Raw genomic sequence first — 22,593 nt, 5'->3', positions numbered from 1 at the left:
CATAACGTTTTTACCGTAACTGTCGAGATGATTTATGAAACGTGCCGTCGTCGTGTTCAGCGGAGGACAAGATTCCACTACCTGCCTGATTCAGGCCCTTCATCAGTACGATGAAGTTCACTGTGTCACTTTCGATTATGGTCAACGCCATCGCGCAGAAATCGACGTTGCGCGCGAACTGGCCTTGAAACTGGGCGCACGTGCGCACAAGGTGCTGGACGTTAACCTGTTAAACGAACTGGCCGTGAGCAGCCTCACCCGTGACAGTATTCCGGTACCTGATTACGAACCCGACGCCAGCGGCATCCCGAACACCTTTGTGCCGGGCCGTAATATCCTCTTTCTGACCTTAACCGCGATCTATGCATACCAGGTTAAAGCCGAAGCGGTGATCACCGGCGTGTGTGAAACCGACTTTTCGGGCTATCCGGATTGCCGCGATGAGTTCGTCAAAGCATTGAACCACGCGGTAAACCTTGGCATGGCGAAAGAGACGCGCTTCGAAACGCCGCTGATGTGGCTCGACAAAGCCGAAACCTGGGCGCTGGCAGACTACTGGGGCAAACTGGACCTGGTGCGCAGCGAAACCCTGACCTGCTACAACGGCATCAAAGGCGACGGATGCGGCCAGTGTGCGGCCTGTAACCTGCGTGCTAATGGCCTGAACCACTACCTGGCCGATAAACCCGGCGTGATGGCCGCCATGAAGCAAAAGACCGGCCTGAAATAACCGGGCATTTCACCGTGCTGCCGCCACGTTAGCGCCGACAGCACGGTGATATCTATCTCACCTTACACGATCATCAATTCCAGCTTGTCACGTAACTCCCCTTCCAGCGGCAGCGCTTTTTGCGTTTTGAGATCGATGCACACAAAGGTGATCAGGGCATCCGCTACCACCTGCCCTTCTGGATCCAGCGTCACCACCTGGCTTAGTACACCACTTTTTCCGTTAAGCTGCTGGACCTGACTGGTCACGGTCAGGACATCGCCCAGCACGGCCGGACGTCGGTAGTTGATATTAATATTGACGACCACAAACGCGATGTTGTGTGCGGTCAGCCACTGAAAACTGTCGCTGTTTTCCAGGCCATCCCAGCGAGCCTCTTCCAGAAATTCGAGATAGCGAGCGTTATTGACGTGCTGGTACACATCAAGATGGAAACCGCGTACTTTGATTTTTGTCTGCATAGCGCAAAAGCCTTTACTGTAGTTATAGGTTCAGAGGTCATAACTGGTATGACCTCTTTATCCTGGCAAATTTTTGCCGCCGTGCAAGTTATTGTGTGATTACAACGTCAGGTGTGAGAGGTTGCGCTCAACCAGCGAGCTCCCCATGCCCGGGACCTGTTTCAGATCGTCGAGCGTTTTAAATGGACCGTACTCTTCCCGGTAGCTGACGATCGCCTGGGCTTTTTTCAGGCCGACGCCGTTCATCGCGCGGGCAAGATCCTCTGCCGATGCCGAATTGATGCTCACTCGCGTGCCGTCATCCTCCGCGCTTTTACCCGCGTCAGTGGCTTTCATTTGCCCCTGCGCCTGTGCGGTTGAATCAGATTTGCTCTGGGCGGCCTGCGTTTTAGCTGCGGGCGTTGACGCCAGCGCGCCTGCGCTCATCCCAGTGGTGGCAATAGCCAGGGTAATAAGCAGTGCTTTGATTCCACGTTTCATGCTGTTTTCTCCTTGTTTGTTGACAGCCACATCACGATAGCGACAAGGGAAAACAGGCACAAACAGCAGATAACAGAAATGGAAAAGGCCGCGAAAGCGGCCTTTAGGTTTTGCAGAGCGTTACGAAAATCTGCGAGCAGCGACGTAATTATTGCTGCTGCGTGATGACGTCGCCGAGCTTAATTTTGGCTTCTTTACGCAGGTTGCTCATCATCGCTTCAAACGTGATCTGAGCGTTGTTCTGGGTGATACCCTGAACCATCGCTTTTTTCTGTGCGTCCGGCAGCGTTCCCGCTTTCACTTCATCCAGCGCCAGCAGAACCACGTTACCCTGCATATCGGTTGCAGTGCCGTAGCCTGGCTTGCCTTTCGCTGGCTGGCTCAGGCTGAACGCCGCCTGGCTGACAGGGTCCTGACCGGTACGGCTCAGCGTTTTCGCTTCACCGAAGCTCAGACCCGCCGCTTTCAGCGCCTCATCACCTTTGCCCGCTTTCAGAGCGGCCAGCAGTTTTTCAGCGTCCAGCTTCGCCTGCTGCTCGGCTTTGCTGTGTTTAACCTGGGCAATCACCTGGTCTTTCACCTCAGCCAGCGGTTTCACCGCTTCAGCTTTATGATCGGTCACGCGCAGCACGAAGGCACGGTCACCGTCGACGGTAATGATGTCTGAGTTGCTACCCGGCGCACCGTTTTCGCCCACCAGACCACCGTTGAAGATGGCATCAGAAACCGGCTTGAAGTTCAGCTCTTCCGGCAGGTTGTCGTGGCCGAACCAGCCCGTCTCAACGGCTTTCACACCTGCGGCCTGCTCTGCACCCGCCAGAGATTCGTTGTCGTTGCTCGCGGCATCGCTCACTTTCTGCTGCAGGGCGTAGAAGGCATCCAGCGCTTTTTCCTGCTTCACTTTCGCCGCGATCTCATCGCGTACCTCAGCCAGCGGCTTGGTTTTAGCGGCCTGAACATCGTCCAGACGCGCCACGAGGAAACCAACGGAGGATTTAATCACGCCAGACAGCTGGCCTTTGTCTTTCAGACCGGCGTTTTTCAGTTCGTCCGGGGTCGTTGCCGCTTCCAGCCAGCCCATATCGCCACCATTTTTGGCAGAGATGATGTCGGTGGATTTAGCTTTCGCCAGCGTCGCGAAATCGGCACCTTTGTTCAGTTCGTCGAGAACGGCTTTGGCATCGGCTTCGGTTTTGGTCTGGATCACGCTGTAGCGGTTACGCTGCGGCTGGGTGAACTGATCCTGGTGCTGGTCGTAGTAAGACTGAATGTCCGCATCTGAGGCATTCCCCTGCAGAGCGGCAGCATCCAGCTTGATGTAGCTTACGCGGAACTGCTCAGGCGCAACGAAGGAATTCTTGTTCTGCTCGTACCAGGCGTTCACTTCGGCGTCGCTCACCTGCTGCTTCGCAGCCAGGGCGTTGACGTCGATAGTCGCTTCACGCACAACGCGTTGTTGCGCCACCAGCGCAGCCAGTTCGTCCGTTTCACCTTTGAGCATGAAATCCGTGCCCACAACGGCATTGATGAGCTGCTGGGTGGTCAGTTGGTTACGCAGCGCCTGCGCGTACTGGTCTGCCGTCATCCCCATCTGATTAACGATGCTGTTATAACGGGCGTTATCAAATTTACCGTTAGACTGGAATGCCTGCGTCGCGAAGATCGCTTTTTTAACCTGCTCGTCGCTGATCCCCAGTCCCAGATTTTTGGCATACTGGTCAAGCAGTGCTTCATCGATAAGACGGTTCAGCGTCTGCTGGCGCAGGTTATTCATGTAGCCTTCGTTTGCAGCCAGTTCAGAGAATTGATCGCCCAGCTGTTGCTGCATACGGTTACGTTCACCGGCGAAAGCATTCTCAAACTGCCCACGGCTAATTTCCTGGCCATTCACTTTTGCGGCATAGTTGGCGCCACCGCCGATGAGGTAGCTACTCACGCCGGTCAATATGAACGACACGATAATGATACCGAATATAATCTTGAGCACGAGACTGTTAGCAGCCGTGCGTAAGCTGTCCATCATGGTGTAACAACACTCCGCTGTATGTGACTGGTTACCTGACGCTAACGGAAAATCCTGACCGCTGCGCGTAAAGGCGTATTGTGACAAGAAACCAGTGCGATTGTCAGCCCACAACTCGCATAAACTCGCACAAATCAGGCCTGGACAAACAAAAAAGGCACATCGAATGATGCGCCCTTATACTTTTCGGCTTCCCTTAAGCGGGAAAGCAATCAGTTTACTGCGTCTTTCAGCGCTTTACCTGCACGGAAGCCCGGCACTTTAGCGGCAGCAATAGTGATCTCTTTACCGGTTTGAGGGTTGCGGCCAGTACGGGCAGCACGCTCTTTAACAGCAAAAGTACCGAAACCAACCAGTGCAACGTCGTCCCCAGCCTGCAGAGATTCAGTAACAGAAGCAATTAAAGCATCTAACGCACGTCCAGCTGCAGCTTTAGAAATATCAGCACCAGCAGCAATTTTGTCAATCAGTTGAGATTTATTCACTGTTCTCTTCCTCTCTTTATAATTTATATCGCGCCTGAATCCTTCACAACGCGACCGCGCAGCAGTTATATCAGGCCTGCCATGACCTTACAACACCCGTTGTTGATGGCTGGCCCGATCAGCAATCTAAATTAGCTATACAAAAAAAGGCTGGCAAGTACGAAATGACTTACCAGCCTTGTTTTTATTGACGCTCTTTGCGCGAGGTCACTATTTTGCGGTTACAACCTGCATTCCGGAGGGTTCATTCTGCAGTGCGAGAGTCAGAACTTCCTCAATGCGTTTCACCGGATGGATCTGCAGATCGGCAATAACGTTGTCCGGAATCTCTTCCAGGTCACGTTTATTTTCGTCCGGAATTAATACGGTTTTGATCCCACCACGGTGCGCCGCCAGCAGTTTTTCTTTCAATCCACCGATTGGCAGAACCTGGCCGCGCAGGGTGATTTCACCGGTCATCGCCACATCGGCACGCACCGGGTTACCCGTCAGGCAAGAGACCAGCGCGGTACACATCGCGATACCGGCGCTTGGGCCGTCTTTCGGCGTTGCCCCTTCCGGAACGTGAACGTGGATGTCGCGTTTTTCGTAGAAATCAGGGTTGATACCCAGTTTCTCCGCACGCGCACGCACCACGGTCAGCGCTGCCTGAATGGATTCCTGCATCACTTCACCCAGCGAGCCGGTGTAGGTCAGCTTGCCTTTGCCCGGTACACAGGCGGTTTCGATGGTCAGCAGATCGCCGCCCACTTCCGTCCATGCCAGACCAGTGACCTGGCCCACGCGGTTCTCGTTGTCGGCACGACCGTAGTCGAAGCGCTGAACGCCAAGGTACGCATGCAGGTTGTCGCCGTTAATCTCAATGTGTTTCAGGCTCTTATCCAGCAGCAGCTGTTTCACCGCTTTACGGCACAGCTTAGAGATTTCACGCTCAAGGCTACGCACGCCCGCTTCACGGGTGTAGTAACGAATGATGCCAATAATCGCGCTGTCATCAACGGTCAGCTCGTTGGCTTTCAGGGCGTTACGCTCAATCTGCTTCGGCAGCAGGTGCTGCTTAGCGATGTTCAGCTTTTCGTCTTCGGTATAACCGGACAGACGGATCACTTCCATACGATCCAGCAGCGGAGCCGGAATATTCATGGAGTTGGAGGTCGCCACGAACATCACATCGCTCAGGTCGTAGTCCACTTCCAGATAGTGATCGCTGAACGCCACGTTCTGTTCTGGATCAAGCACTTCAAGCAGTGCAGACGCCGGATCGCCACGCATGTCCGAGGACATTTTGTCGATCTCATCGAGCAGGAACAGCGGGTTTTTAACCCCCACTTTCGCCATCTTCTGGATCAGTTTACCCGGCATGGAGCCGATATAGGTCCGACGGTGACCGCGGATTTCCGCTTCATCACGTACGCCGCCCAACGCCATGCGGATGTACTTACGTCCGGTCGCTTTCGCGATGGACTGGCCCAGAGAGGTTTTACCTACCCCTGGCGGCCCAACCAGACACAGGATTGGCCCTTTGATTTTGTTAACACGGCTCTGTACCGCGAGGTACTCAAGAATGCGGTCTTTCACGCGTTCCAGGCCGTAGTGGTCGGTATCAAGGATTTCCTGCGCCTGACGCAGGTCTTTTTTGACCTTGCTGCGGGCGTTCCACGGAACCTGTACCATCCACTCAATGTAGCCACGCACAACGGTCGCTTCAGCCGACATTGGAGACATCATTTTCAGCTTCTGCAGTTCTGCTTCGGCTTTCTCTTTCGCCTCTTTCGGCATCTTCGCCGCGTCGATTTTACGCTTCAGCGCTTCGTTTTCGTCCGGCGCGTCGTCCATCTCGCCCAGTTCTTTCTGAATGGCTTTCATTTGCTCATTCAGATAGTACTCACGCTGAGATTTCTCCATCTGCTTTTTCACGCGGTTGCGAATGCGCTTCTCAACCTGCAGCAGATCGATTTCAGACTCCATCATCGCCATCAGATATTCCAGACGTTCATTAACGTCGGACATCTCCAGCACGGACTGTTTGTCCGTCAGCTTCAGCGGCATATGCGCTGCGATGGTGTCAGCCAGACGTGCAGGATCGTCAATGCTGTTCAGCGACGTCAGCACTTCTGGTGGGATTTTCTTGTTCAGCTTGATATAGCCTTCAAACTGGCTAATCGCGGTGCGCACCAGCACTTCCTGCTCGCGCTCATCAAGCTGTGGCGAATCAAGGTACTCTGCCTTCGCAGAGAAATGCTCGCCATTGTCAGACAGAGTGGTAATACGCGCACGCTGCAGCCCTTCTACCAGCACCTTAACGGTGCCGTCAGGCAGCTTCAGCATCTGCAAAATAGAGGCCACGGTCCCGACGGTGAAAAGATCGTTTACACCCGGCTCATCCGTTGATGCTTCTTTCTGGGCAACCAACATGATTTTTTTATCATGATCCATGGCGGCTTCGAGGCAACGGATAGATTTTTCCCGCCCTACAAATAAGGGTATGACCATGTGCGGATAAACCACCACATCGCGCAACGGCAATACGGGGATTTCAATGCGTTCAGAACGCTCAGGATTCATAGAGCTCTCTCTTAGTTTAGTGTCCGCCAGGTAAACTGGTCATGTAACTGTGCTTCACACAACCATTAACATGTAATCCAGTATATGGGGATGTATTCCATACATTCAACGCCATGAATAAGGAAAAAATAAAGGGGAGATAAAATCCCCCCTTTTTGATTAACTGCTTGTATGAATTGGCGAATTATTCGCCAGATGCCTGCTGCGCTTCCGGCTTACCGTAAATCAGTAACGGTTTGCTTTGACCGCCGATAACTGACTCATCAATCACCACTTTCTCGACATCTTCCATGGACGGTAAATCGTACATGGTATCGAGCAGCGCCGCTTCGACGATAGAGCGAAGACCACGGGCACCGGTTTTACGGATCATGGCTTTCTTCGCAATCGCGTCCAGCGCTTCGTCACGGAACTCCAGCTCAACGCCTTCCAGATTAAACAGCGCCTGATACTGCTTGGTCAGGGCGTTTTTCGGCTCTTTCAGGATCTGGATCAGCGCGTCTTCGCTCAGCTCGTTCAGCGTGGCGACAACCGGCAGACGACCAATAAACTCAGGGATCAGACCAAATTTGATCAAATCTTCTGGTTCAACCTGTGAGAGCAGCTCGCCTTCGTTCGGTTTTTCGGACGTGGATTTCACCGTCGCGCCAAAACCAATGCCGGAGCCGGTTTCAACACGGTGAGAGATCACTTTATCCAGACCGGCGAACGCACCACCACAGATGAACAGGATCTTGGAGGTATCAACCTGCAGGAACTCCTGCTGCGGATGTTTACGTCCACCCTGCGGTGGAACCGCGGCAACGGTGCCTTCGATCAGCTTCAGCAGAGCCTGCTGTACGCCTTCACCCGATACGTCACGGGTGATAGACGGGTTATCTGACTTACGGGAGATCTTGTCGATCTCATCGATGTAGACAATCCCGCGCTGTGCTTTCTGCACGTCGTAATCGCACTTCTGCAGCAGTTTCTGAATGATATTTTCAACGTCTTCACCCACGTAACCGGCTTCGGTCAGCGTGGTAGCATCGGCCATGGTGAAAGGAACATCCAGCAGGCGTGCCAGCGTTTCAGCCAGCAGCGTTTTACCGGAACCCGTCGGCCCGATCAGCAAAATGTTACTTTTACCCAGTTCAACACCATTACTGGTGTCGCCGTTACGCAGACGTTTATAGTGGTTGTACACCGCAACGGCCAGCACTTTCTTAGCCTGCTCCTGACCGATGACATAGTCGTCAAGATGATGACGAATCTCATGCGGTGTTGGCAGTGCGCTGCGTTCACGGTGAGGTGCTACTTCTTTAATCTCTTCGCGAATGATGTCGTTACATAAGTCGACACATTCGTCGCAGATATACACGGACGGCCCGGCAATCAGTTTACGCACTTCATGCTGGCTTTTGCCGCAAAAAGAGCAGTACAGCAGTTTGCCCGAACCATCTTTGCGTTTATCTGTCATGAGTCCAAACCTCTTTTTAAGTTCTTTGTGCCGCACATGACGACGCAAATGCCATTCTCAGACGCAAGCTGTTTACAGCAGCGTGCCGCCCTACCTTAGTATAGCGGCACACTCGCGTCGCAGGCATCAATTACGATGGGTCAAAACGGAGTCGACTAAGCCGTACTCAACTGCCTCTGGTGCAGAGAGGAAGCGATCGCGCTCGGTATCGCGCTCGATCTGCTCAAGAGATTGACCCGTATGCTGCGCCATAAGTTCATTCATGCGCGCTTTTACTTTCAGAATTTCGCGGGCGTGGATTTCAATATCCGTTGCCTGACCCTGGTAGCCGCCCAGCGGCTGGTGGATCATCACGCGGGAATTTGGCAGGCAGAAACGCTTACCTTTGGCACCCGCGGTGAGCAGGAATGCCCCCATGGATGCTGCCTGACCCATACAAATGGTGCTTACATCCGGCTTGATAAATTGCATGGTGTCATAAATGGACATCCCCGCCGTAATAACCCCGCCAGGCGAGTTAATGTACAGGTAGATGTCTTTTTCCGGGTTTTCCGCTTCCAGAAACAGCATCTGCGCCACGATCAGGTTAGCCATATGGTCTTCGACCTGGCCGGTCAGAAAGATAACGCGTTCCTTGAGCAGACGGGAATAGATATCAAAAGAACGCTCACCACGTGAGGTCTGTTCAATAACCATTGGCACCAGAGCCATATGGGGTGCAAAGTTATCTCGTTCGCCACTGTATGACATGTCCGTCTCCTGGATCTAAATTGAAAACACCTGCTGTACTGATTGTAACCTCATGGACGGATTATCAGCCAGTCTCATTGATCGTGATTACATACTTATGGGGTTCGCAGTGCTCTATTTCAAGCATAACAACCTTTTGTTGATACGCTATCACTGAAAGGGCGTTTTCGCACTCTTCCTGGCCTATCGCTGCGATAAAAAAAACCCGCCGCCGTGAGGCAACGGGTTTTTTGTTCAAACTTTAAACGTTGAGGCGAAATTACGCCTGCTGGTTCATCAGTTCGGTGAAAGAGGTCTCTTTTTCGGTTACTTTCGCTTTCGCCAGTACCGCTTCAACAGCCTGCTCTTCCAGTGCGACGTTGCGCATGTTGTCCATCAGCTCTTTGTTCTTACCGTAGAACTCAACAACTTCTGATGGATCTTCGTACGCGGAAGCCATCTCTTCGATCAGGCCTTTCACACGCTCTTCGTCAGCTTTCAGCTCGTGGGTACGAATCACTTCGCCCAGCAGCAGGCCAACAACAACGCGGCGTTTCGCTTGCTCTTCGAACAGTTCGCGAGGCAGTTCCATCGCTTGCTGCTGGTTGCCACCGAAGCGCTGTGCAGCCTGACGGCGCAGAACGTCGATTTCGCCGTCGATCAGGGCAGCAGGAACGTCGATTTCGTTCGCTTTCACCAGGCCTTCGATAGCCTGAGATTTCACACGGTTACGTACAGCACCGTTCAGCTCGCGTTCCATGTTTTTACGCACTTCGGCACGCAGACCCGCGATAGAACCATCTTCCACGCCGAAACGTTTGATGAATTCTTCGGTCAGTTCTGGCAGCTCGCGCTCTTCAACTTTCTTCAGGTTGATCACGAACTTCGCTGCTTTCCCTTTCAGGTTTTCAGCGTGGTATTCTTCCGGGAAGGTCACGTCGATGGTGAACTCTTCGCCCGCTTTGTGGCCTTTGATACCGTCTTCGAAGCCTGGGATCATACGACCCTGGCCCATTGCCAGTACGAAGTCAGAGGCTTTGCCGCCTTCAAACTCTTCGCCATCTACGGAACCGGTGAAGTCGATGGTTACGCGGTCTTCAGCGTCAACTGCGCCTTCTTTGTCTTTCCAGTTCGCCTGCTGCTTGCGCAGGGTATCCAGCATGCCGTCAACGTCTTCGTCAGTCACGGAAACGATCGGTTTTTCAACTTCGATGGATTCCAGACCTTTCAGCTCAACTTCCGGGTACACTTCGAACTCTACGGAGTAGGTGAAGTCTTCGCCCATTTTGTATTCGCCTGGCACGTAGTTTGGCGCACCGGCTGGATTAATTTTTTCTTTGATGATGGCATCAATAAAGTTGCGGCTCATCAGTTCACCCAGCACATCCTGACGCACGGAAGCGCCATAACGCTGAGCAACAACATTCATTGGTACTTTGCCCTTACGGAAGCCGTCAATACGTACTTTTTTTGCTACGTTGACCAGCTCGCTTTTCACAGCAGTTTCGATGCTGTCAGCAGCGATAGTAATCGTTACACGGCGGCCAAGGCCTTGAGTGGTTTCAACTGAAACTTGCATCTTGTTACCTCAAAAAAATCACAGTGCTCGGTCAACTCTGAATCTGTCTGTTTTACCGGGATGCTCTCTCAATGTGCAGATTTACATTCCCTGTCGCCAGAATCATCCCGAAGACATTCAATAAGACGCGGCATTATAGCGGCATCACTTAGGTGAGTCGAGAACGGTTGGGGCATGTTGCTGCGGCTTTTTTCACACTTTAAGGCTATTTTTAGCCTTAAAAATGCGCCATGCGCTCAAAACTCAGACAAAACAAAACGGCCCGAAGGCCGTTTTGACGAAATCTTTAAGCAACATACTGGAAAAACTCCAGCGGTTGCAAATCCGATTTATTAGGCTATGCTGCCCGCACCGCGACAGGGAGGTGAGGCAAAGACCGTATCCTGCAGGCCTTCCCATTCCTTAATGGTATAGGTGTGCAATGCCAGCGCATGTACGGTTGTGGAGAGTTCATCCGTCAGGGTACTGTAGATTAAGCGATGACGATTCAGGAAGCGCTCTCCCGTGAAACGATCGCTCACCAACACCACTTTGAAGTGGCTTTCAGAACCTGCCGGTACGTTATGACGATAGCTTTCGTCGACGACTTCGAGGAACACAGGGTTAAACGCTGCCCTTAGTTTTTCTTCTATCTGTTCACGTATCATCATGAAATTACTCCTCCGACAACGCTAAGATGTCACCCATCCCTTTAAATATTAGCCGCTTTTACCGTTTCCATTACACCTTGACAACAAATATTTAGCTTTCATCCGATTTTCTCAGTCAAACGAATGAAGTTAACGATGAGACTCATGCGATTTGCCCATAACGGGCGGAGAAAAGCGGTGGGCCGGTTAGTTTTCGGACAAGGCGATGAATTTACATGCGTTGACCACTTCCCCTCGCCGTTGGCAATGTTATGATGGCGACAAATTTTCTCTCTAAATGCTTACGATTCGTTGAGAACCTCAAAATGTTAAAAAAAATCTTCTTTCCGTTGGTAGCACTTTTCATGCTGGCAGGCTGCGCAACCCCGCCAACGACCATTGATGTGACGCCAAAAATTACCCTTCCTCAGCAAGACCCGAGCCTGATGGGCGTGACGATCAGCATTAACGGTGCCGACCAGCGTCAGGATCAAGCCCTGGCGAAAGTGACCCGTGATAACCAGCAGGTTACGCTGACCGCCTCCCGCGACCTGCGCTTCCTGCTGCAGGAAGTGCTTGAGAAGCAGATGACCGCACGCGGTTACATGGTTGGCCCAAGCGGCGCGGTGGATCTGCAGATCATCGTGAACAACCTGTACGCTGACGTTTCCCAGGGGAACGTGCGCTACAACATTGCCACCAAAGCTGACATCGCGATCATCGCAACGGCGAAGAATGGCAACAAGCTGAACAAAAACTACCGTGCCAGCTACTCCGTTGAAGGCGCTTTCCAGGCCTCCAACAAAAACATTGCTGACGCGGTTAACAGCGTGCTGACTGACACCATTGCCGATATGGCTCAGGACACCAGCATCCACGAGTTTATCAAGCAGAACGCACGTTAATCCTGCCCACTGACCCGGCGGTTAGCCGGGTCAGACTTAGAAGAACATGTCGAGTCACTACTTACGCATTTTCCAGCAGCCTAAATCAGCTATCTTGCTGATCCTCGGTTTCGCCTCCGGTTTACCGCTCGCGCTCACGTCAGGCACGCTGCAAGCCTGGATGACCGTTGAGAACATCGATCTTAAAACCATTGGTTTCTTCTCGCTCGTGGGCCAGGCCTACGTGTTTAAATTCCTGTGGTCGCCGGTCATGGACCGCTATACACCGCCGTTCCTGGGGCGTCGTCGCGGCTGGTTGGTCATCACTCAGATTCTGCTGCTACTGGCCATCGCCGGTATGGGCTTCCTGGAGCCGACAACGCAGCTGCGCTGGATGGCCGCGCTGGCGGTGGTTATCGCCTTCTGCTCCGCGTCGCAGGATATCGTTTTTGATGCCTGGAAAACGGACGTCTTACCTGCCGAAGAACGTGGGGCGGGAGCCGCCATCAGCGTGTTGGGTTATCGGCTGGGGATGCTCGTGTCCGGTGGGCTGGCGCTCTGGCTGGCCGACCGCTACCTTGGCTGGCAGGGCATGTACTGGCTGATGGCCGCCCTGCTGATCCCCTGCATTATCGCGACCCTGCTTGCGCCCGAACCGAGCGATGTGATCCCGGTTCCACGCTCGCTGGAACAGGCCGTTGCCGAACCGCTGCGTGATTTCTTTGGCCGTAACAATGCCTGGCTCATCCTTCTGCTGATTGTCCTTTATAAGCTGGGCGATGCGTTCGCTATGAGCCTGACGACCACCTTCCTGATCCGCGGCGTTGGCTTTGATGCCGGTGAAGTTGGCGTGGTGAATAAAACGCTGGGGCTGTTTGCGACCATCCTCGGCGCGCTGTATGGCGGCGTCCTGATGCAGCGCCTGAGCCTGTTCCGCGCCCTGCTGATCTTCGGCATCCTGCAAGGGGCATCGAACGCGGGTTACTGGCTGCTTTCCATCACTGACAAACATATGATCAGCATGGCGACCGCGGTGTTCTTTGAAAACCTCTGCGGCGGAATGGGAACCGCGGCCTTTGTCGCTCTGCTCATGACCCTGTGCAACAAGTCGTTTTCCGCCACGCAGTTCGCCCTGCTCTCGGCGCTCTCCGCCGTGGGCCGCGTTTATGTCGGGCCCATTGCGGGCTGGTTTGTTGAAGCGCACGGCTGGCCGACGTTTTATCTCTTCTCCGTGATTGCTGCCGTACCCGGAATACTACTGCTGCTGGTGTGTCGCCGGACGCTGGAATATACCCAGCGGACAGACCACTTTATGCCGCGCACCGAATACCATCGCGTCTACCGTTTTGCATTGCGTCTGTTAATGGTGGGCTGCCTTGCGCTGGTGCTGTGGCTTGCAGTACTGATTATCAACGCCACAACCGCGTTGTCACTTCCCTTTGATACCCTTCTGTTGGACGTGGGTGCGCTGCTGGCCGTTGCCGGGATCCTTCTCGGCGGCATGCTTGATTTCCTGGCATTGCGTAAAACGCAGATGACCTGAAGAAAAAAGCGAAAGGTTATTTCCCGTTGTAATCACGAGGCGAAATTATAACGGCGAAATAACCGACGGCGGCTAAAAAAAATATTTGTTGTTTTGTGCGGGATAGTTTTCGGAAATTATTGGAGCCGAATCCGAAACGCTATTTTCCGTTAACCGATTCAGCATTTGAAAGATTGATTTTTCGTTTTTTAATTGTCTTTATATTGATAATTAATTGTTAATTTTTTGTGTATTTTTGACAATGGTTATACCAATTGCCCCTTTTGAGCTATGCTTGGGGATCCTTTCGTAATAAAGCCCGTGGCACGCGGCTTCTGTCTTTAAAATCTACACAATCTGCAACACTTGTGACATGCACGGCAGAACCCGGTAACACCTTCCTGACACAGCCCTAATGATGTTTACAGTAATGTAACCTTCCCGTAAAATGCCCCCACACTTTAAACGCCACCAGACTCCCGTGGAATTGAGGTCGTTAAATGAGACTCAGGAAATACAATAAAAGTTTGGGATGGTTGTCATTATTTGCAGGCACTGTATTACTCAGCGGCTGCGATTCTGCACTACTAGACCCCAAAGGACAGATTGGACTGGAACAACGTTCACTGATTCTGACGGCATTTGGCCTGATGATGATTGTGGTTATCCCGGCCATCTTGATGGCTGTTGGTTTCGCCTGGAAGTACCGTGCGAGCAATAAAGATGCGAAGTATAGCCCTAACTGGTCACACTCCAATAAAGTGGAAGCTGTGGTCTGGACGGTGCCTATTCTGATCATCCTGTTCCTTGCCGTACTGACCTGGAAAACCACTCACGCGCTTGAGCCAAGCAAACCGCTTGTTCACGATGAGAAACCTATTACCATTGAAGTGGTCTCCATGGACTGGAAATGGTTCTTCATCTATCCGGAACAAGGCATTGCTACCGTGAATGAAATCGCCTTCCCGGCGAACACTCCGGTTCAGTTCAAAGTGACCTCCAACTCCGTAATGAACTCCTTCTTCATCCCGCGTCTGGGTAGCCAGATCTACGCGATGGCCGGTATGCAGACCAACCTGCACCTGATCGCTAATGAAGCAGGCACCTACGACGGTATCTCCGCCAGCTATAGTGGCCCGGGCTTCTCGGGTATGAAGTTTAAAGCTATCGCTACGCCAGACCGCGCCGCGTTCGACCAGTGGGTTGAAAAAGCGAAGCAGTCACCAAACACCATGTCTGACATGGCGGCGTTCGAAAAAGTGGCTATTCCAAGCGAATACAACAAGGTGGAGTACTTCTCTAACGTGAAGCCTGATTTGTTCAAAGACGTTATTGGCAAATTTATGGACCACGGTAAGAGCATGGACGTGACCCAACCTGAAGGTGAGCATAACGCACACCAGGGGATGGAAGGCATGGACATGAGCCACGCGGAAACCGCTCACTAAGGGGCCGAGGAAGAAAATGTTCGGAAAATTGACACTGGATGCAGTGCCCTACCATGAACCCATTATCATGGTTACGGTGGCTGCCATTATCATCGGTGGTGCGGCCTTAGTTGGCCTGATCACTTACTTCGGTAAGTGGAGCTACCTGTGGAAAGAGTGGCTGACTTCGGTTGACCACAAAAAACTCGGTATCATGTACTGCATCGTCGGTATCGTCATGTTAATTCGTGGCTTTGCGGATGCGATCATGATGCGTAGCCAGCAGGCACTTGCTTCTGCGGGTGAAGCTGGCTTCCTGCCGCCGCACCACTACGACCAGATCTTTACCGCCCACGGCGTTATCATGATCTTCTTCGTAGCGATGCCGCTGGTTATCGGTCTGATGAACGTGGTCGTTCCGCTGCAAATCGGCGCGCGCGACGTAGCGTTCCCGTTCCTGAACAACCTGAGCTTCTGGTTCACGGTTGTCGGCGTTATTCTGGTAAACCTGTCACTGGGTGTGGGCGAATTCGCACAGACCGGCTGGCTGGCCTACCCGCCGCTTTCGGGAATTGAGTACAGTCCTGGCGTAGGTGTCGACTACTGGATTTGGGCGCTTCAGCTCTCCGGTGTTGGTACAACCCTGACCGGTATCAACTTCTTCGTGACCATTATCAAGATGCGTGCCCCTGGCATGACCATGTTCAAGATGCCGGTATTTACCTGGGCATCTCTGTGCGCCAACATCCTGATTATTGCGTCGTTCCCAATTCTGACCGTCACCATCGCGCTGCTGACCCTGGATCGCTATCTGGGCACCCATTTCTTCACGAATGACATGGGTGGCAACATGATGATGTACATCAACCTGATTTGGGCATGGGGTCACCCGGAAGTGTACATTCTGGTTCTGCCAGTGTTCGGTGTCTTCTCCGAAATCGCAGCAACCTTCTCGCGTAAACGCCTGTTTGGCTACACCTCGCTGGTGTGGGCAACCGTGTGTATTACCGTACTGTCGTTCATCGTTTGGCTGCACCACTTCTTCACCATGGGTGCGGGCGCGAACGTAAACGCCTTCTTCGGTATCACCACGATGATTATCGCAATCCCTACCGGGGTTAAGATCTTCAACTGGCTGTTCACCATGTACCAGGGTCGTATCGTATTCCACTCAGCGATGCTGTGGACCATCGGCTTCATCGTCACCTTCTCTGTAGGGGGTATGACCGGTGTACTGCTGGCGGTACCAGGTGCGGACTTTGTACTGCACAACAGCCTGTTCCTGATTGCGCACTTCCATAACGTTATCATCGGTGGCGTGGTCTTCGGCTGCTTCGCTGGCGTAACCTACTGGTGGCCAAAAGCGTTCGGTTTCACCCTGAACGAAAAATGGGGTAAACGCGCGTTCTGGTTCTGGATCATCGGCTTCTTCGTTGCCTTTATGCCGCTGTACGTGCTGGGCTTCATGGGTATGACCCGTCGCCTGAGCCAGCAGATCGATCCGCAGTTCCACCCAATGCTGATGATTGCAGCAGGCGGTGCGGTGCTGATTGCCTGTGGTATTGCGTCTCAACTGATTCAGTTCTACGTCTCTATTCGCGACCGCGAGCAGAACCGTGACCTGACCGGTGACCCATGGGGTGGCCGTACGCTGGAGTGGGCAACCTCTTCCCCACCTCCTTTCTATAACTTCGCCATTGTGCCGCAGATCCACGAGCGCGACGCATTCTGGGAAATGAAAGAAAAAGGTGAAGCGTACAAGCAACCTGCTCATTACGAAGAGATCCACATGCCGAAAAACAGCGGTGCGGGCATTGTGATTGCCGCCTTCGCAACGGTATTTGGTTTCGCAATGATCTGGCACATCTGGTGGCTTGCGATTGTTGGCTTTGCTGGCATCGTCATCAGCTGGATTGTGAAGAGCTTTGACGAGGACGTGGACTACTACGTACCAGTCCGTGAAGTTGAAACGCTGGAAAAACAGCATTTCGACGAGATTTCTAAAGCGGGGCTGAAACATGGCAACTGATACTCTGGCGCACTCAACTGCCCACGCGCATGAACATGCGCACCACGATACAGGACCGATGAAAGTCTTCGGTTTCTGGATCTACCTGATGAGCGACTGCATTCTGTTCTGCTGTCTGTTCGCGACCTATGCCGTTCTGGTGAACGGCACAGCGGGTGGCCCGACCGGCAAGGATATTTTTGAACTGCCGTTCGTGCTGGTAGAAACCGCACTGCTGTTATTCAGCTCCATCACCTACGGCATGGCGGCGATCGCCATGTACAAAAACAACAAGAGCCAGGTTGTCTCCTGGCTGGCGTTGACCTGGTTGTTTGGTGCTGGGTTCATCGGGATGGAAATCTATGAATTCCATCACCTGATCATGGAAGGTTTCGGTCCGGATCGTAGCGGCTTCCTGTCAGCGTTCTTCGCGCTGGTGGGTACCCACGGTCTGCACGTCACCTCGGGTCTTATCTGGATGGCTGTACTGATGTTCCAGGTATCCCGTCGCGGCCTGACCAGCACAAACCGCACGCGTATCATGTGCCTGAGTCTGTTCTGGCACTTCCTGGACGTGGTGTGGATCTGTGTGTTCTCTGTAGTGTATCTGATGGGGGCGATGTAATGAGTCATTCAAACGATCATGGCGCTTCCCACGGTAGCGTAAAAACCTACATGACAGGTTTCATCCTGTCGATCATCCTCACGGTGATCCCGTTCTGGATGGTGATGAGCGGTTCTGCGTCTAAGCCGGTTATTCTGGGTGCAATCCTGGTGACCGCGGTGATTCAGATTCTGGTGCATCTGGTTTGCTTCCTGCACATGAACACCAAGTCCGATGAAGGCTGGAATATGACCGCCTTTATCTTTACCGTGATTATCATCGCTATCCTGGTAGTCGGTTCCATCTGGATTATGTGGAACCTCAACTACAACATGATGGTTCACTAAGAGCGGCGAGTATGTTTAAGCAATACCTGCAAGTAACGAAACCAGGCATCATCTTTGGCAACCTGATCTCCGTGATCGGAGGGTTCCTGCTGGCCTCCAAAGGCAGCATCGATTACACCCTCTTTGCTTCCACGCTGGTGGGTGTGTCACTGGTTGTTGCGTCCGGTTGTGTATTTAACAATTACATCGACATGGATATCGACAAGAAGATGGAGAGGACAAAAAATCGGGTGCTGGTGAAAGGCCTGATCGCCCCTTCCGTCTCGCTGGTGTACGCCACCTTGCTGGGTATTGCTGGCTTTATGCTGCTGTGGTTTGGTGCTAACCCGCTGGCCTGCTGGCTGGGGGTGATGGGGTTCGTGGTATATGTGGGCGTTTATAGCCTGTATATGAAACGTCACTCCGTCTACGGCACGCTGATTGGTTCACTCTCCGGCGCTGCGCCGCCGGTGATTGGCTACTGCGCCGTCACAAACGAGTTCGACAGCGGTGCGCTCATCCTGCTGGCTATCTTTAGCCTGTGGCAGATGCCGCACTCCTATGCCATCGCGATTTTCCGCTTTAAGGATTATCAGGCAGCGAACATCCCGGTTCTGCCGGTTGTGAAAGGCATTTCAGTGGCCAAGAACCATATCACGCTCTACATCATCGCTTTTGCCGTGGCAACGCTGATGCTCTCTCTGGGCGGTTACGCTGGATACAAATATCTGGTGGTGGCCGCTGCGGTGAGCGTCTGGTGGCTCGGCATGGCGCTGCGTGGTTACAAAGTGGAAGATGATAAAGTCTGGGCGCGCAAGCTGTTCGGCTTCTCCATCATCGCCATTACCGCACTCAGCGTGATGATGTCCGTGGACTTCATGGTACCGGATTCACACAGCCTGCTGACATACGTCTGGTAAGTGTGCTGAATTGAAAAAGCCGGGTTGAACCCGGCTTTTTTTATGCCTGCGGCGTCACGCCTTTCTTCAGTAAAATATTGCCGTACTTCGCCGTCTCGCCCGTCACGACGATGGCAAATGCCTGCTGCGCCCGTTGGTAAAACGCGTAACGGTCGATGCGCACGATCCCCTCCCCTTCTTCGTTGCCGAATAATGCCTGACGGTACCGCGCCTCTACCGCACCATCAAGCGTATCCCCTTCCACGGGTGCCATCATCACCAGCGGTGGCGCATAGCTGTCGAGTTCAAAAAGCGGGATGACGGCAGCCAGTAACTCGCTCACCTGCAGGCCGTCGGCGCGAATAACCTCTGGCCCGAGGCTGTGCGCGGGAAAATGGGCGTCAGCAAAAATAATCTCATCTCCGTGCCCCATTTCCGCCAGGGTTTTAAGCAGCGCGGGTGAGATCAGCGGTGATATCATTTTAAGCATGGTTTTTTCCCTCTGGATAAAAATAGCGGTAGCGATACTCCACGCAGGCGCGAGCCGCAACGGCACTGGCGGCCTCTCCAGTGCCCCACCAGCCGTACAAGGCCGCACCAAGCACCGTCGTTTCACCCTCATCAAGCACTTTAACCGGGATCCCGAGGGCATCGGCTTTAAGCTGATTCCACAGCGCATTGCGGCTGCCGCCGCCCGCCAGCAGAAGCTCGCGCGCCGTAAACTGCGCGATGTTCTCCAGCGCGCCAAGGTTATCTTTCAGTCGCGCCGTCAGCCCCTCCAGCGCCGCGCGGTAAAAGTGGGCAGGCGTGGTGTTGAGCGTCACGCCCTGCCAGCCGGCGAGCGGGGAATCGAGCAGTTGCGTATTCATCGTCACCCCGTCCGCCCCCCTCGGCAGCTGCGCCACCTGAGAAAGGATGGTGTCCCAGCTCGTATCAGGAGACCAGAACAGGCTGCGGATCCACTCCAGCACGCCGGATGCCATGTATTGCGTGCCCGGATTAAACAGCCCCGGCTGGCTGTCCAGCTCACAGGTCGCCCCGGGATAGTGAATGAGCGACGCGGTGTTTACACGCGACGTGCGCGCCATCAGGATCTCCCAGGTCCCCGAAGAAAGAACCGCTTCATCAATCCCCGCCCCCGCGCCAAACAGCGCAAACTGCGTGTCATGCCCGGCGGAGATCACCGGCACGCCGGGAGGCAACCCGAGCCGAGCCGCCGCGACGGGCTGCAGCTCGCCAATAACGTCACCGGGGTACACCAGCGCCGGGAAAAGCGAAGGCGATATCCCCGCCTTCGCGAGAATCGCTTCGCTGAACCGCTGCTGAGCGAGATCGAACATCTGGCTGGTGCCCGCCATGGTGAAATCGGTGGTCATTTTGCCCGTCAGGCGATGGTTGATCAGCGAGGAGATAAAGAGCCAGGCATGGGCGCGCTGCAGCAGGTCGGGACGGTTGTCCCGCAGCCACAGCACTTTGTATAACGTGTTAAAACTAAACTGCCCTACCCCGGTTATTCGCTGCAGCTCTGCCGGGGAGAAGCGTCGGGACGCATTTTCCATTACCGCGACCGTGCGCGGACATTTCCAGCTGATCACCGGGTAAAGCAACTCTCCCGTCTCATCCACCAGCGCGCCATCCACCCCGAAGGTGGTGACGCTTATGCCGCACAGCCGGTACGTACTCAGGACCGCGCCGATCGCCTGACAGCATTGGGCAAATCGCTGCATGATGGCGTCCAGCGACCACTGGTGCCATGCCGGATTTTCAGCCGCGCTTTCGCTGGCGTTTGCGACAGCCGCACGCGCCACAATCTTCCCGTCAGGATCGAGCGCAATGGCGCGCACGTTTGTCGCACCGCAGTCGAGAACCAGAAAGCATTTTTTCATTATGGCCCCCACAGGTTGCCCGCCCGGACAGGCGGGCAGTCAGGGTTAACGTTTGTACAGCGGTCCGTAGTTTTCGCAGGCGCGGTAGTCCTGCCCTTCGACGTCCATTCCGTGCGCACCCCAGGCCGTCGGGCGGTAAATCTGCGCGTCCGGCACGTTATGCATGCACACCGGAATACGCAGCATGGATGCCAGGGTGATGAAGTCGGCCCCGACGTGTCCCACGGTCAACACCCCGTGGTTCGCCCCCCAGTTTGCCATCACCGAATAGACATCGCTGAACGGGCCTTTCCCGGTAAGACGTGGCGCAAACCAGGTCGTCGGCCAGGTGGAGTCCGTACGCTTGTTCAGTACGTCGTGCACCGCGTCGGGCAGATCGACGCTCCAGCCTTCTGCGATTTGCAGTACCGGGCCAATGCCCTTAATGATATTCACCCGGGTCATGGTAAATGGCACGCCACCGCGGGTGAGGAAATGAGACGAGAAGCCACCGCCGCGGAAATATTCATGCACCGCCGGACACCAGCGGGTCGCCGCGAGGCAGGCATCGGCCTCCTGCTGGGTCATCTCCCAGTGCGGCTTGAGGGTGGGTTTCCCGTTAGCATCTTTCTGCTCGGCCGTACCGTCGAGCGCAGCCGAACCGGAGTTAATCAGGTGGATAATACCGTGCTCAGCAAGCCCGGTAAGCTTCTGGCCGGTCACACGCGCCACCGACTCCGGGGACCAGAAGGTGCGCACGTCGGCAAAAATTTGTGCCGTCCCCGTCATCAAATGGCCAAACAGCATCGCCACGCCGTTCAGGCTGTCGTTTTCGGTTGCCACCAGGCAGGGCTGGCGAATGCCGTTCCAGTCGAAGGAGCTGTTGAGCAGCGCTTCTGCGGTATCGCCGTTCGGGTAGTGATCCGTCCAGTGGCGCTGCCCCTGGAAGCCGGAGACGATGGCGTTATAGCCCAGCGACTCCTCCACGCGTCCAGCATCGGCCAGCTTCGCGTTGCCCTGCATCATGTCGCGGATGCACATCGCCATTAGCAGGCTTTCGCGCAGTATCGCCGCGTTTTGCTGCTCGTCGCGCCGATACTGCTGCGCATTTTTGTCCTCGCCAAAGCGGAAATGCGCGTTCGCCCAGCCCAGCGCCAGCTCAAGCTCCTGCTCATCATAGATCTTATGATCGATGCGGCGACGCAGTTCAGTCATGTCCACGGCCTGAACCTTCATGCCAAGCCAGGATTCAAAGAAGTTATGATCGACAATCGAGCCGGCTATCCCCATCGAGACGCCGCCGATGGAGAGATAGCTTTTACCCTTCATGCTGGCAACCGCCAGGCCCGCCCGGGCGAAGCGCAGCAGTTTTTCTTCTACGTCAGCGGGAATACTCTCGTCCCCTGCGTCCTGCACGTTGTGACCATAGATCGAAAACGCCGGGATGCCCTTCTGGTTGTGCGCCGCCAGCGCCGCCGCCAGATACACCGCGCCGGGGCGCTCGGTGCCGTTAAAGCCCCAGATGGCTTTCGGACGCAGGGGATCCATATCAATGGTTTCGCTGCCATAACACCAGCAGGGCGTCACGGTTATCGTCAGGCCAACGTGCGAAGTGCTGAACTTCTCCTCACAGGCCGCCGACTCGGCCATACCGGCGATGCAGGTATCGGCAATCACGCATTCCACAGGCTTTCCGCAGGGATGGCGGAGTTTTTCGCTCAACAGCGCCGCCGTTGCCTTCGCCATGTTCATGGTCTGCGCTTCCAGAGATTCGCGTACACCCAGCCGACGGCCATCGATAACGGGTCGAATGCCAATACGGGGTAACGCTGTTTTTGTTTTCATAGCCCTTCCTCACGTTGGTTAACCTCTCCGTTTCATGGAGCGTAGCCGTACAAAACGCGCATCGACAGCGCCG

At 54.2% G+C, this 22,593-nt stretch carries 20 protein-coding genes; 8 read left to right on the top strand and 12 right to left on the bottom strand.

Features of this window, described 5'->3' with window-relative positions:
• The first annotated feature begins 34 nt into the window (after positions 1-34).
• Complete coding sequence (gene queC, locus ACWKX3_RS10800) at positions 35-730, top strand: 7-cyano-7-deazaguanine synthase QueC (RefSeq protein ID WP_058609290.1); 696 nt, start codon at positions 35-37, stop codon at positions 728-730.
• Positions 731-792: 62 nt separating this feature from the next.
• Here the strand turns inward: queC and ACWKX3_RS10795 are convergent, their stop codons facing one another.
• From ACWKX3_RS10795 to bolA, 9 genes are all read right to left on the bottom strand, one after another.
• Positions 793-1,191 (bottom strand): YbgC/FadM family acyl-CoA thioesterase, encoded by a 399-nt coding sequence (locus ACWKX3_RS10795; protein ID WP_236347274.1) that lies wholly within the window; start codon positions 1,189-1,191, stop codon positions 793-795.
• Between the two features lie 99 nt (positions 1,192-1,290).
• Positions 1,291-1,671, bottom strand: coding sequence for a helix-hairpin-helix domain-containing protein (locus tag ACWKX3_RS10790; RefSeq protein WP_337284708.1), 381 nt, complete (start codon positions 1,669-1,671; stop codon positions 1,291-1,293).
• A gap of 148 nt (positions 1,672-1,819) precedes the next feature.
• Positions 1,820-3,694 carry a peptidylprolyl isomerase gene (gene ppiD / locus ACWKX3_RS10785; protein ID WP_101738152.1) on the bottom strand — a complete coding sequence of 625 codons (1,875 nt, stop codon included), beginning with the start codon at positions 3,692-3,694 and terminating at the stop codon, positions 1,820-1,822.
• A gap of 212 nt (positions 3,695-3,906) precedes the next feature.
• Positions 3,907-4,179: a nucleoid-associated protein HU-beta gene (hupB, locus tag ACWKX3_RS10780; RefSeq protein ID WP_002444653.1), complete on the bottom strand. Its 273-nt coding sequence runs from the start codon at positions 4,177-4,179 to the stop codon at positions 3,907-3,909.
• Between the two features lie 210 nt (positions 4,180-4,389).
• A complete protein-coding gene (gene lon / locus ACWKX3_RS10775; RefSeq protein ID WP_006176909.1) occupies positions 4,390-6,744 on the bottom strand; it encodes an endopeptidase La in 2,355 nt (784 codons plus the stop codon).
• A 184-nt stretch (positions 6,745-6,928) separates the two neighbouring features.
• Positions 6,929-8,203, bottom strand: a complete 1,275-nt coding sequence (clpX, locus tag ACWKX3_RS10770) for an ATP-dependent protease ATP-binding subunit ClpX (protein ID WP_006176908.1) — start codon at positions 8,201-8,203, stop codon at positions 6,929-6,931.
• Positions 8,204-8,329: 126 nt separating this feature from the next.
• Positions 8,330-8,953, bottom strand: a complete 624-nt coding sequence (gene clpP, locus ACWKX3_RS10765) for an ATP-dependent Clp endopeptidase proteolytic subunit ClpP (protein ID WP_014069126.1) — start codon at positions 8,951-8,953, stop codon at positions 8,330-8,332.
• Between the two features lie 259 nt (positions 8,954-9,212).
• Positions 9,213-10,511 (bottom strand): trigger factor, encoded by a 1,299-nt coding sequence (gene tig / locus ACWKX3_RS10760; RefSeq protein WP_006176906.1) that lies wholly within the window; start codon positions 10,509-10,511, stop codon positions 9,213-9,215.
• Positions 10,512-10,843: 332 nt separating this feature from the next.
• A complete protein-coding gene (gene bolA, locus ACWKX3_RS10755) occupies positions 10,844-11,161 on the bottom strand; it encodes a transcriptional regulator BolA (RefSeq protein WP_006176905.1) in 318 nt (105 codons plus the stop codon).
• A gap of 305 nt (positions 11,162-11,466) precedes the next feature.
• On the opposite strand from bolA, the gene ACWKX3_RS10750 reads away from it, so the two are divergent.
• The 7 genes from ACWKX3_RS10750 (at position 11,467) to cyoE (ending at position 18,831) form a co-directional block, all read left to right on the top strand.
• Positions 11,467-12,045 (top strand): lipoprotein, encoded by a 579-nt coding sequence (locus ACWKX3_RS10750; protein WP_042320819.1) that lies wholly within the window; start codon positions 11,467-11,469, stop codon positions 12,043-12,045.
• A 46-nt stretch (positions 12,046-12,091) separates the two neighbouring features.
• Positions 12,092-13,567, top strand: a complete 1,476-nt coding sequence (ampG, locus tag ACWKX3_RS10745; RefSeq protein WP_137849203.1) for a muropeptide MFS transporter AmpG — start codon at positions 12,092-12,094, stop codon at positions 13,565-13,567.
• 479 nt (positions 13,568-14,046) lie between these two features.
• The gene (gene cyoA / locus ACWKX3_RS10740; protein ID WP_006176902.1) at positions 14,047-14,994 is read left to right on the top strand and encodes a cytochrome o ubiquinol oxidase subunit II; all 948 of its coding nucleotides are present in this window, start codon (positions 14,047-14,049) and stop codon (positions 14,992-14,994) included.
• A 16-nt stretch (positions 14,995-15,010) separates the two neighbouring features.
• Complete coding sequence (gene cyoB, locus ACWKX3_RS10735; protein WP_006176901.1) at positions 15,011-17,002, top strand: cytochrome o ubiquinol oxidase subunit I; 1,992 nt, start codon at positions 15,011-15,013, stop codon at positions 17,000-17,002.
• Positions 16,992-17,606, top strand: a complete 615-nt coding sequence (locus ACWKX3_RS10730; protein WP_006176900.1) for a cytochrome o ubiquinol oxidase subunit III — start codon at positions 16,992-16,994, stop codon at positions 17,604-17,606. The genes cyoB and ACWKX3_RS10730 overlap by 11 nt, the downstream gene beginning before the upstream one ends.
• Complete coding sequence (locus tag ACWKX3_RS10725; RefSeq protein WP_006176899.1) at positions 17,606-17,932, top strand: cytochrome o ubiquinol oxidase subunit IV; 327 nt, start codon at positions 17,606-17,608, stop codon at positions 17,930-17,932. The genes ACWKX3_RS10730 and ACWKX3_RS10725 overlap by 1 nt, the downstream gene beginning before the upstream one ends.
• Positions 17,933-17,943: 11 nt before the next feature.
• Positions 17,944-18,831: a heme o synthase gene (gene cyoE, locus ACWKX3_RS10720; RefSeq protein WP_006176898.1), complete on the top strand. Its 888-nt coding sequence runs from the start codon at positions 17,944-17,946 to the stop codon at positions 18,829-18,831.
• Between the two features lie 40 nt (positions 18,832-18,871).
• Here cyoE and fucU read toward each other — a convergent pair whose 3' ends face one another.
• The 3 genes from fucU to ACWKX3_RS10705 are packed head-to-tail and all read right to left on the bottom strand — an operon-like array spanning position 18,872 to position 22,520.
• Positions 18,872-19,300, bottom strand: coding sequence for an L-fucose mutarotase (fucU, locus tag ACWKX3_RS10715; RefSeq protein WP_102891345.1), 429 nt, complete (start codon positions 19,298-19,300; stop codon positions 18,872-18,874).
• On the bottom strand, positions 19,293-20,699 hold the full coding sequence (fucK, locus tag ACWKX3_RS10710; protein ID WP_454541860.1) for an L-fuculokinase: 1,407 nt from the start codon (positions 20,697-20,699) through the stop codon (positions 19,293-19,295). The genes fucU and fucK overlap by 8 nt, the downstream gene beginning before the upstream one ends.
• A 42-nt stretch (positions 20,700-20,741) precedes the next feature.
• The gene (locus tag ACWKX3_RS10705) at positions 20,742-22,520 is read right to left on the bottom strand and encodes an L-fucose isomerase (protein WP_454541726.1); all 1,779 of its coding nucleotides are present in this window, start codon (positions 22,518-22,520) and stop codon (positions 20,742-20,744) included.
• Positions 22,521-22,593: the final 73 nt, after the last annotated feature.

The organism is Enterobacter sp. UPMP2052, from assembly GCF_053709675.1.
This window is presented reverse-complemented; position numbering and strand designations above follow the sequence as displayed.

Bases quoted from the DNA above. Each gene is read 5' to 3' on its own strand.
- queC (WP_058609290.1), top strand. From the start codon at position 35: ATGAAACGTGCCGTCGTCGTGTTCAGCGGAGGACAAGATTCCACTACC.
- ACWKX3_RS10795 (WP_236347274.1), bottom strand. From the start codon at position 1,191: ATGCAGACAAAAATCAAAGTACGCGGTTTCCATCTTGATGTGTACCAG.
- ACWKX3_RS10790 (WP_337284708.1), bottom strand. From the start codon at position 1,671: ATGAAACGTGGAATCAAAGCACTGCTTATTACCCTGGCTATTGCCACC.
- ppiD (WP_101738152.1), bottom strand. From the start codon at position 3,694: ATGATGGACAGCTTACGCACGGCTGCTAACAGTCTCGTGCTCAAGATT.
- lon (WP_006176909.1), bottom strand. From the start codon at position 6,744: ATGAATCCTGAGCGTTCTGAACGCATTGAAATCCCCGTATTGCCGTTG.
- clpX (WP_006176908.1), bottom strand. From the start codon at position 8,203: ATGACAGATAAACGCAAAGATGGTTCGGGCAAACTGCTGTACTGCTCT.
- clpP (WP_014069126.1), bottom strand. From the start codon at position 8,953: ATGTCATACAGTGGCGAACGAGATAACTTTGCACCCCATATGGCTCTG.
- tig (WP_006176906.1), bottom strand. From the start codon at position 10,511: ATGCAAGTTTCAGTTGAAACCACTCAAGGCCTTGGCCGCCGTGTAACG.
- bolA (WP_006176905.1), bottom strand. From the start codon at position 11,161: ATGATGATACGTGAACAGATAGAAGAAAAACTAAGGGCAGCGTTTAAC.
- ACWKX3_RS10750 (WP_042320819.1), top strand. From the start codon at position 11,467: ATGTTAAAAAAAATCTTCTTTCCGTTGGTAGCACTTTTCATGCTGGCA.
- ampG (WP_137849203.1), top strand. From the start codon at position 12,092: ATGTCGAGTCACTACTTACGCATTTTCCAGCAGCCTAAATCAGCTATC.
- cyoA (WP_006176902.1), top strand. From the start codon at position 14,047: ATGAGACTCAGGAAATACAATAAAAGTTTGGGATGGTTGTCATTATTT.
- cyoB (WP_006176901.1), top strand. From the start codon at position 15,011: ATGTTCGGAAAATTGACACTGGATGCAGTGCCCTACCATGAACCCATT.
- ACWKX3_RS10730 (WP_006176900.1), top strand. From the start codon at position 16,992: ATGGCAACTGATACTCTGGCGCACTCAACTGCCCACGCGCATGAACAT.
- ACWKX3_RS10725 (WP_006176899.1), top strand. From the start codon at position 17,606: ATGAGTCATTCAAACGATCATGGCGCTTCCCACGGTAGCGTAAAAACC.
- cyoE (WP_006176898.1), top strand. From the start codon at position 17,944: ATGTTTAAGCAATACCTGCAAGTAACGAAACCAGGCATCATCTTTGGC.
- fucU (WP_102891345.1), bottom strand. From the start codon at position 19,300: ATGCTTAAAATGATATCACCGCTGATCTCACCCGCGCTGCTTAAAACC.
- ACWKX3_RS10705 (WP_454541726.1), bottom strand. From the start codon at position 22,520: ATGAAAACAAAAACAGCGTTACCCCGTATTGGCATTCGACCCGTTATC.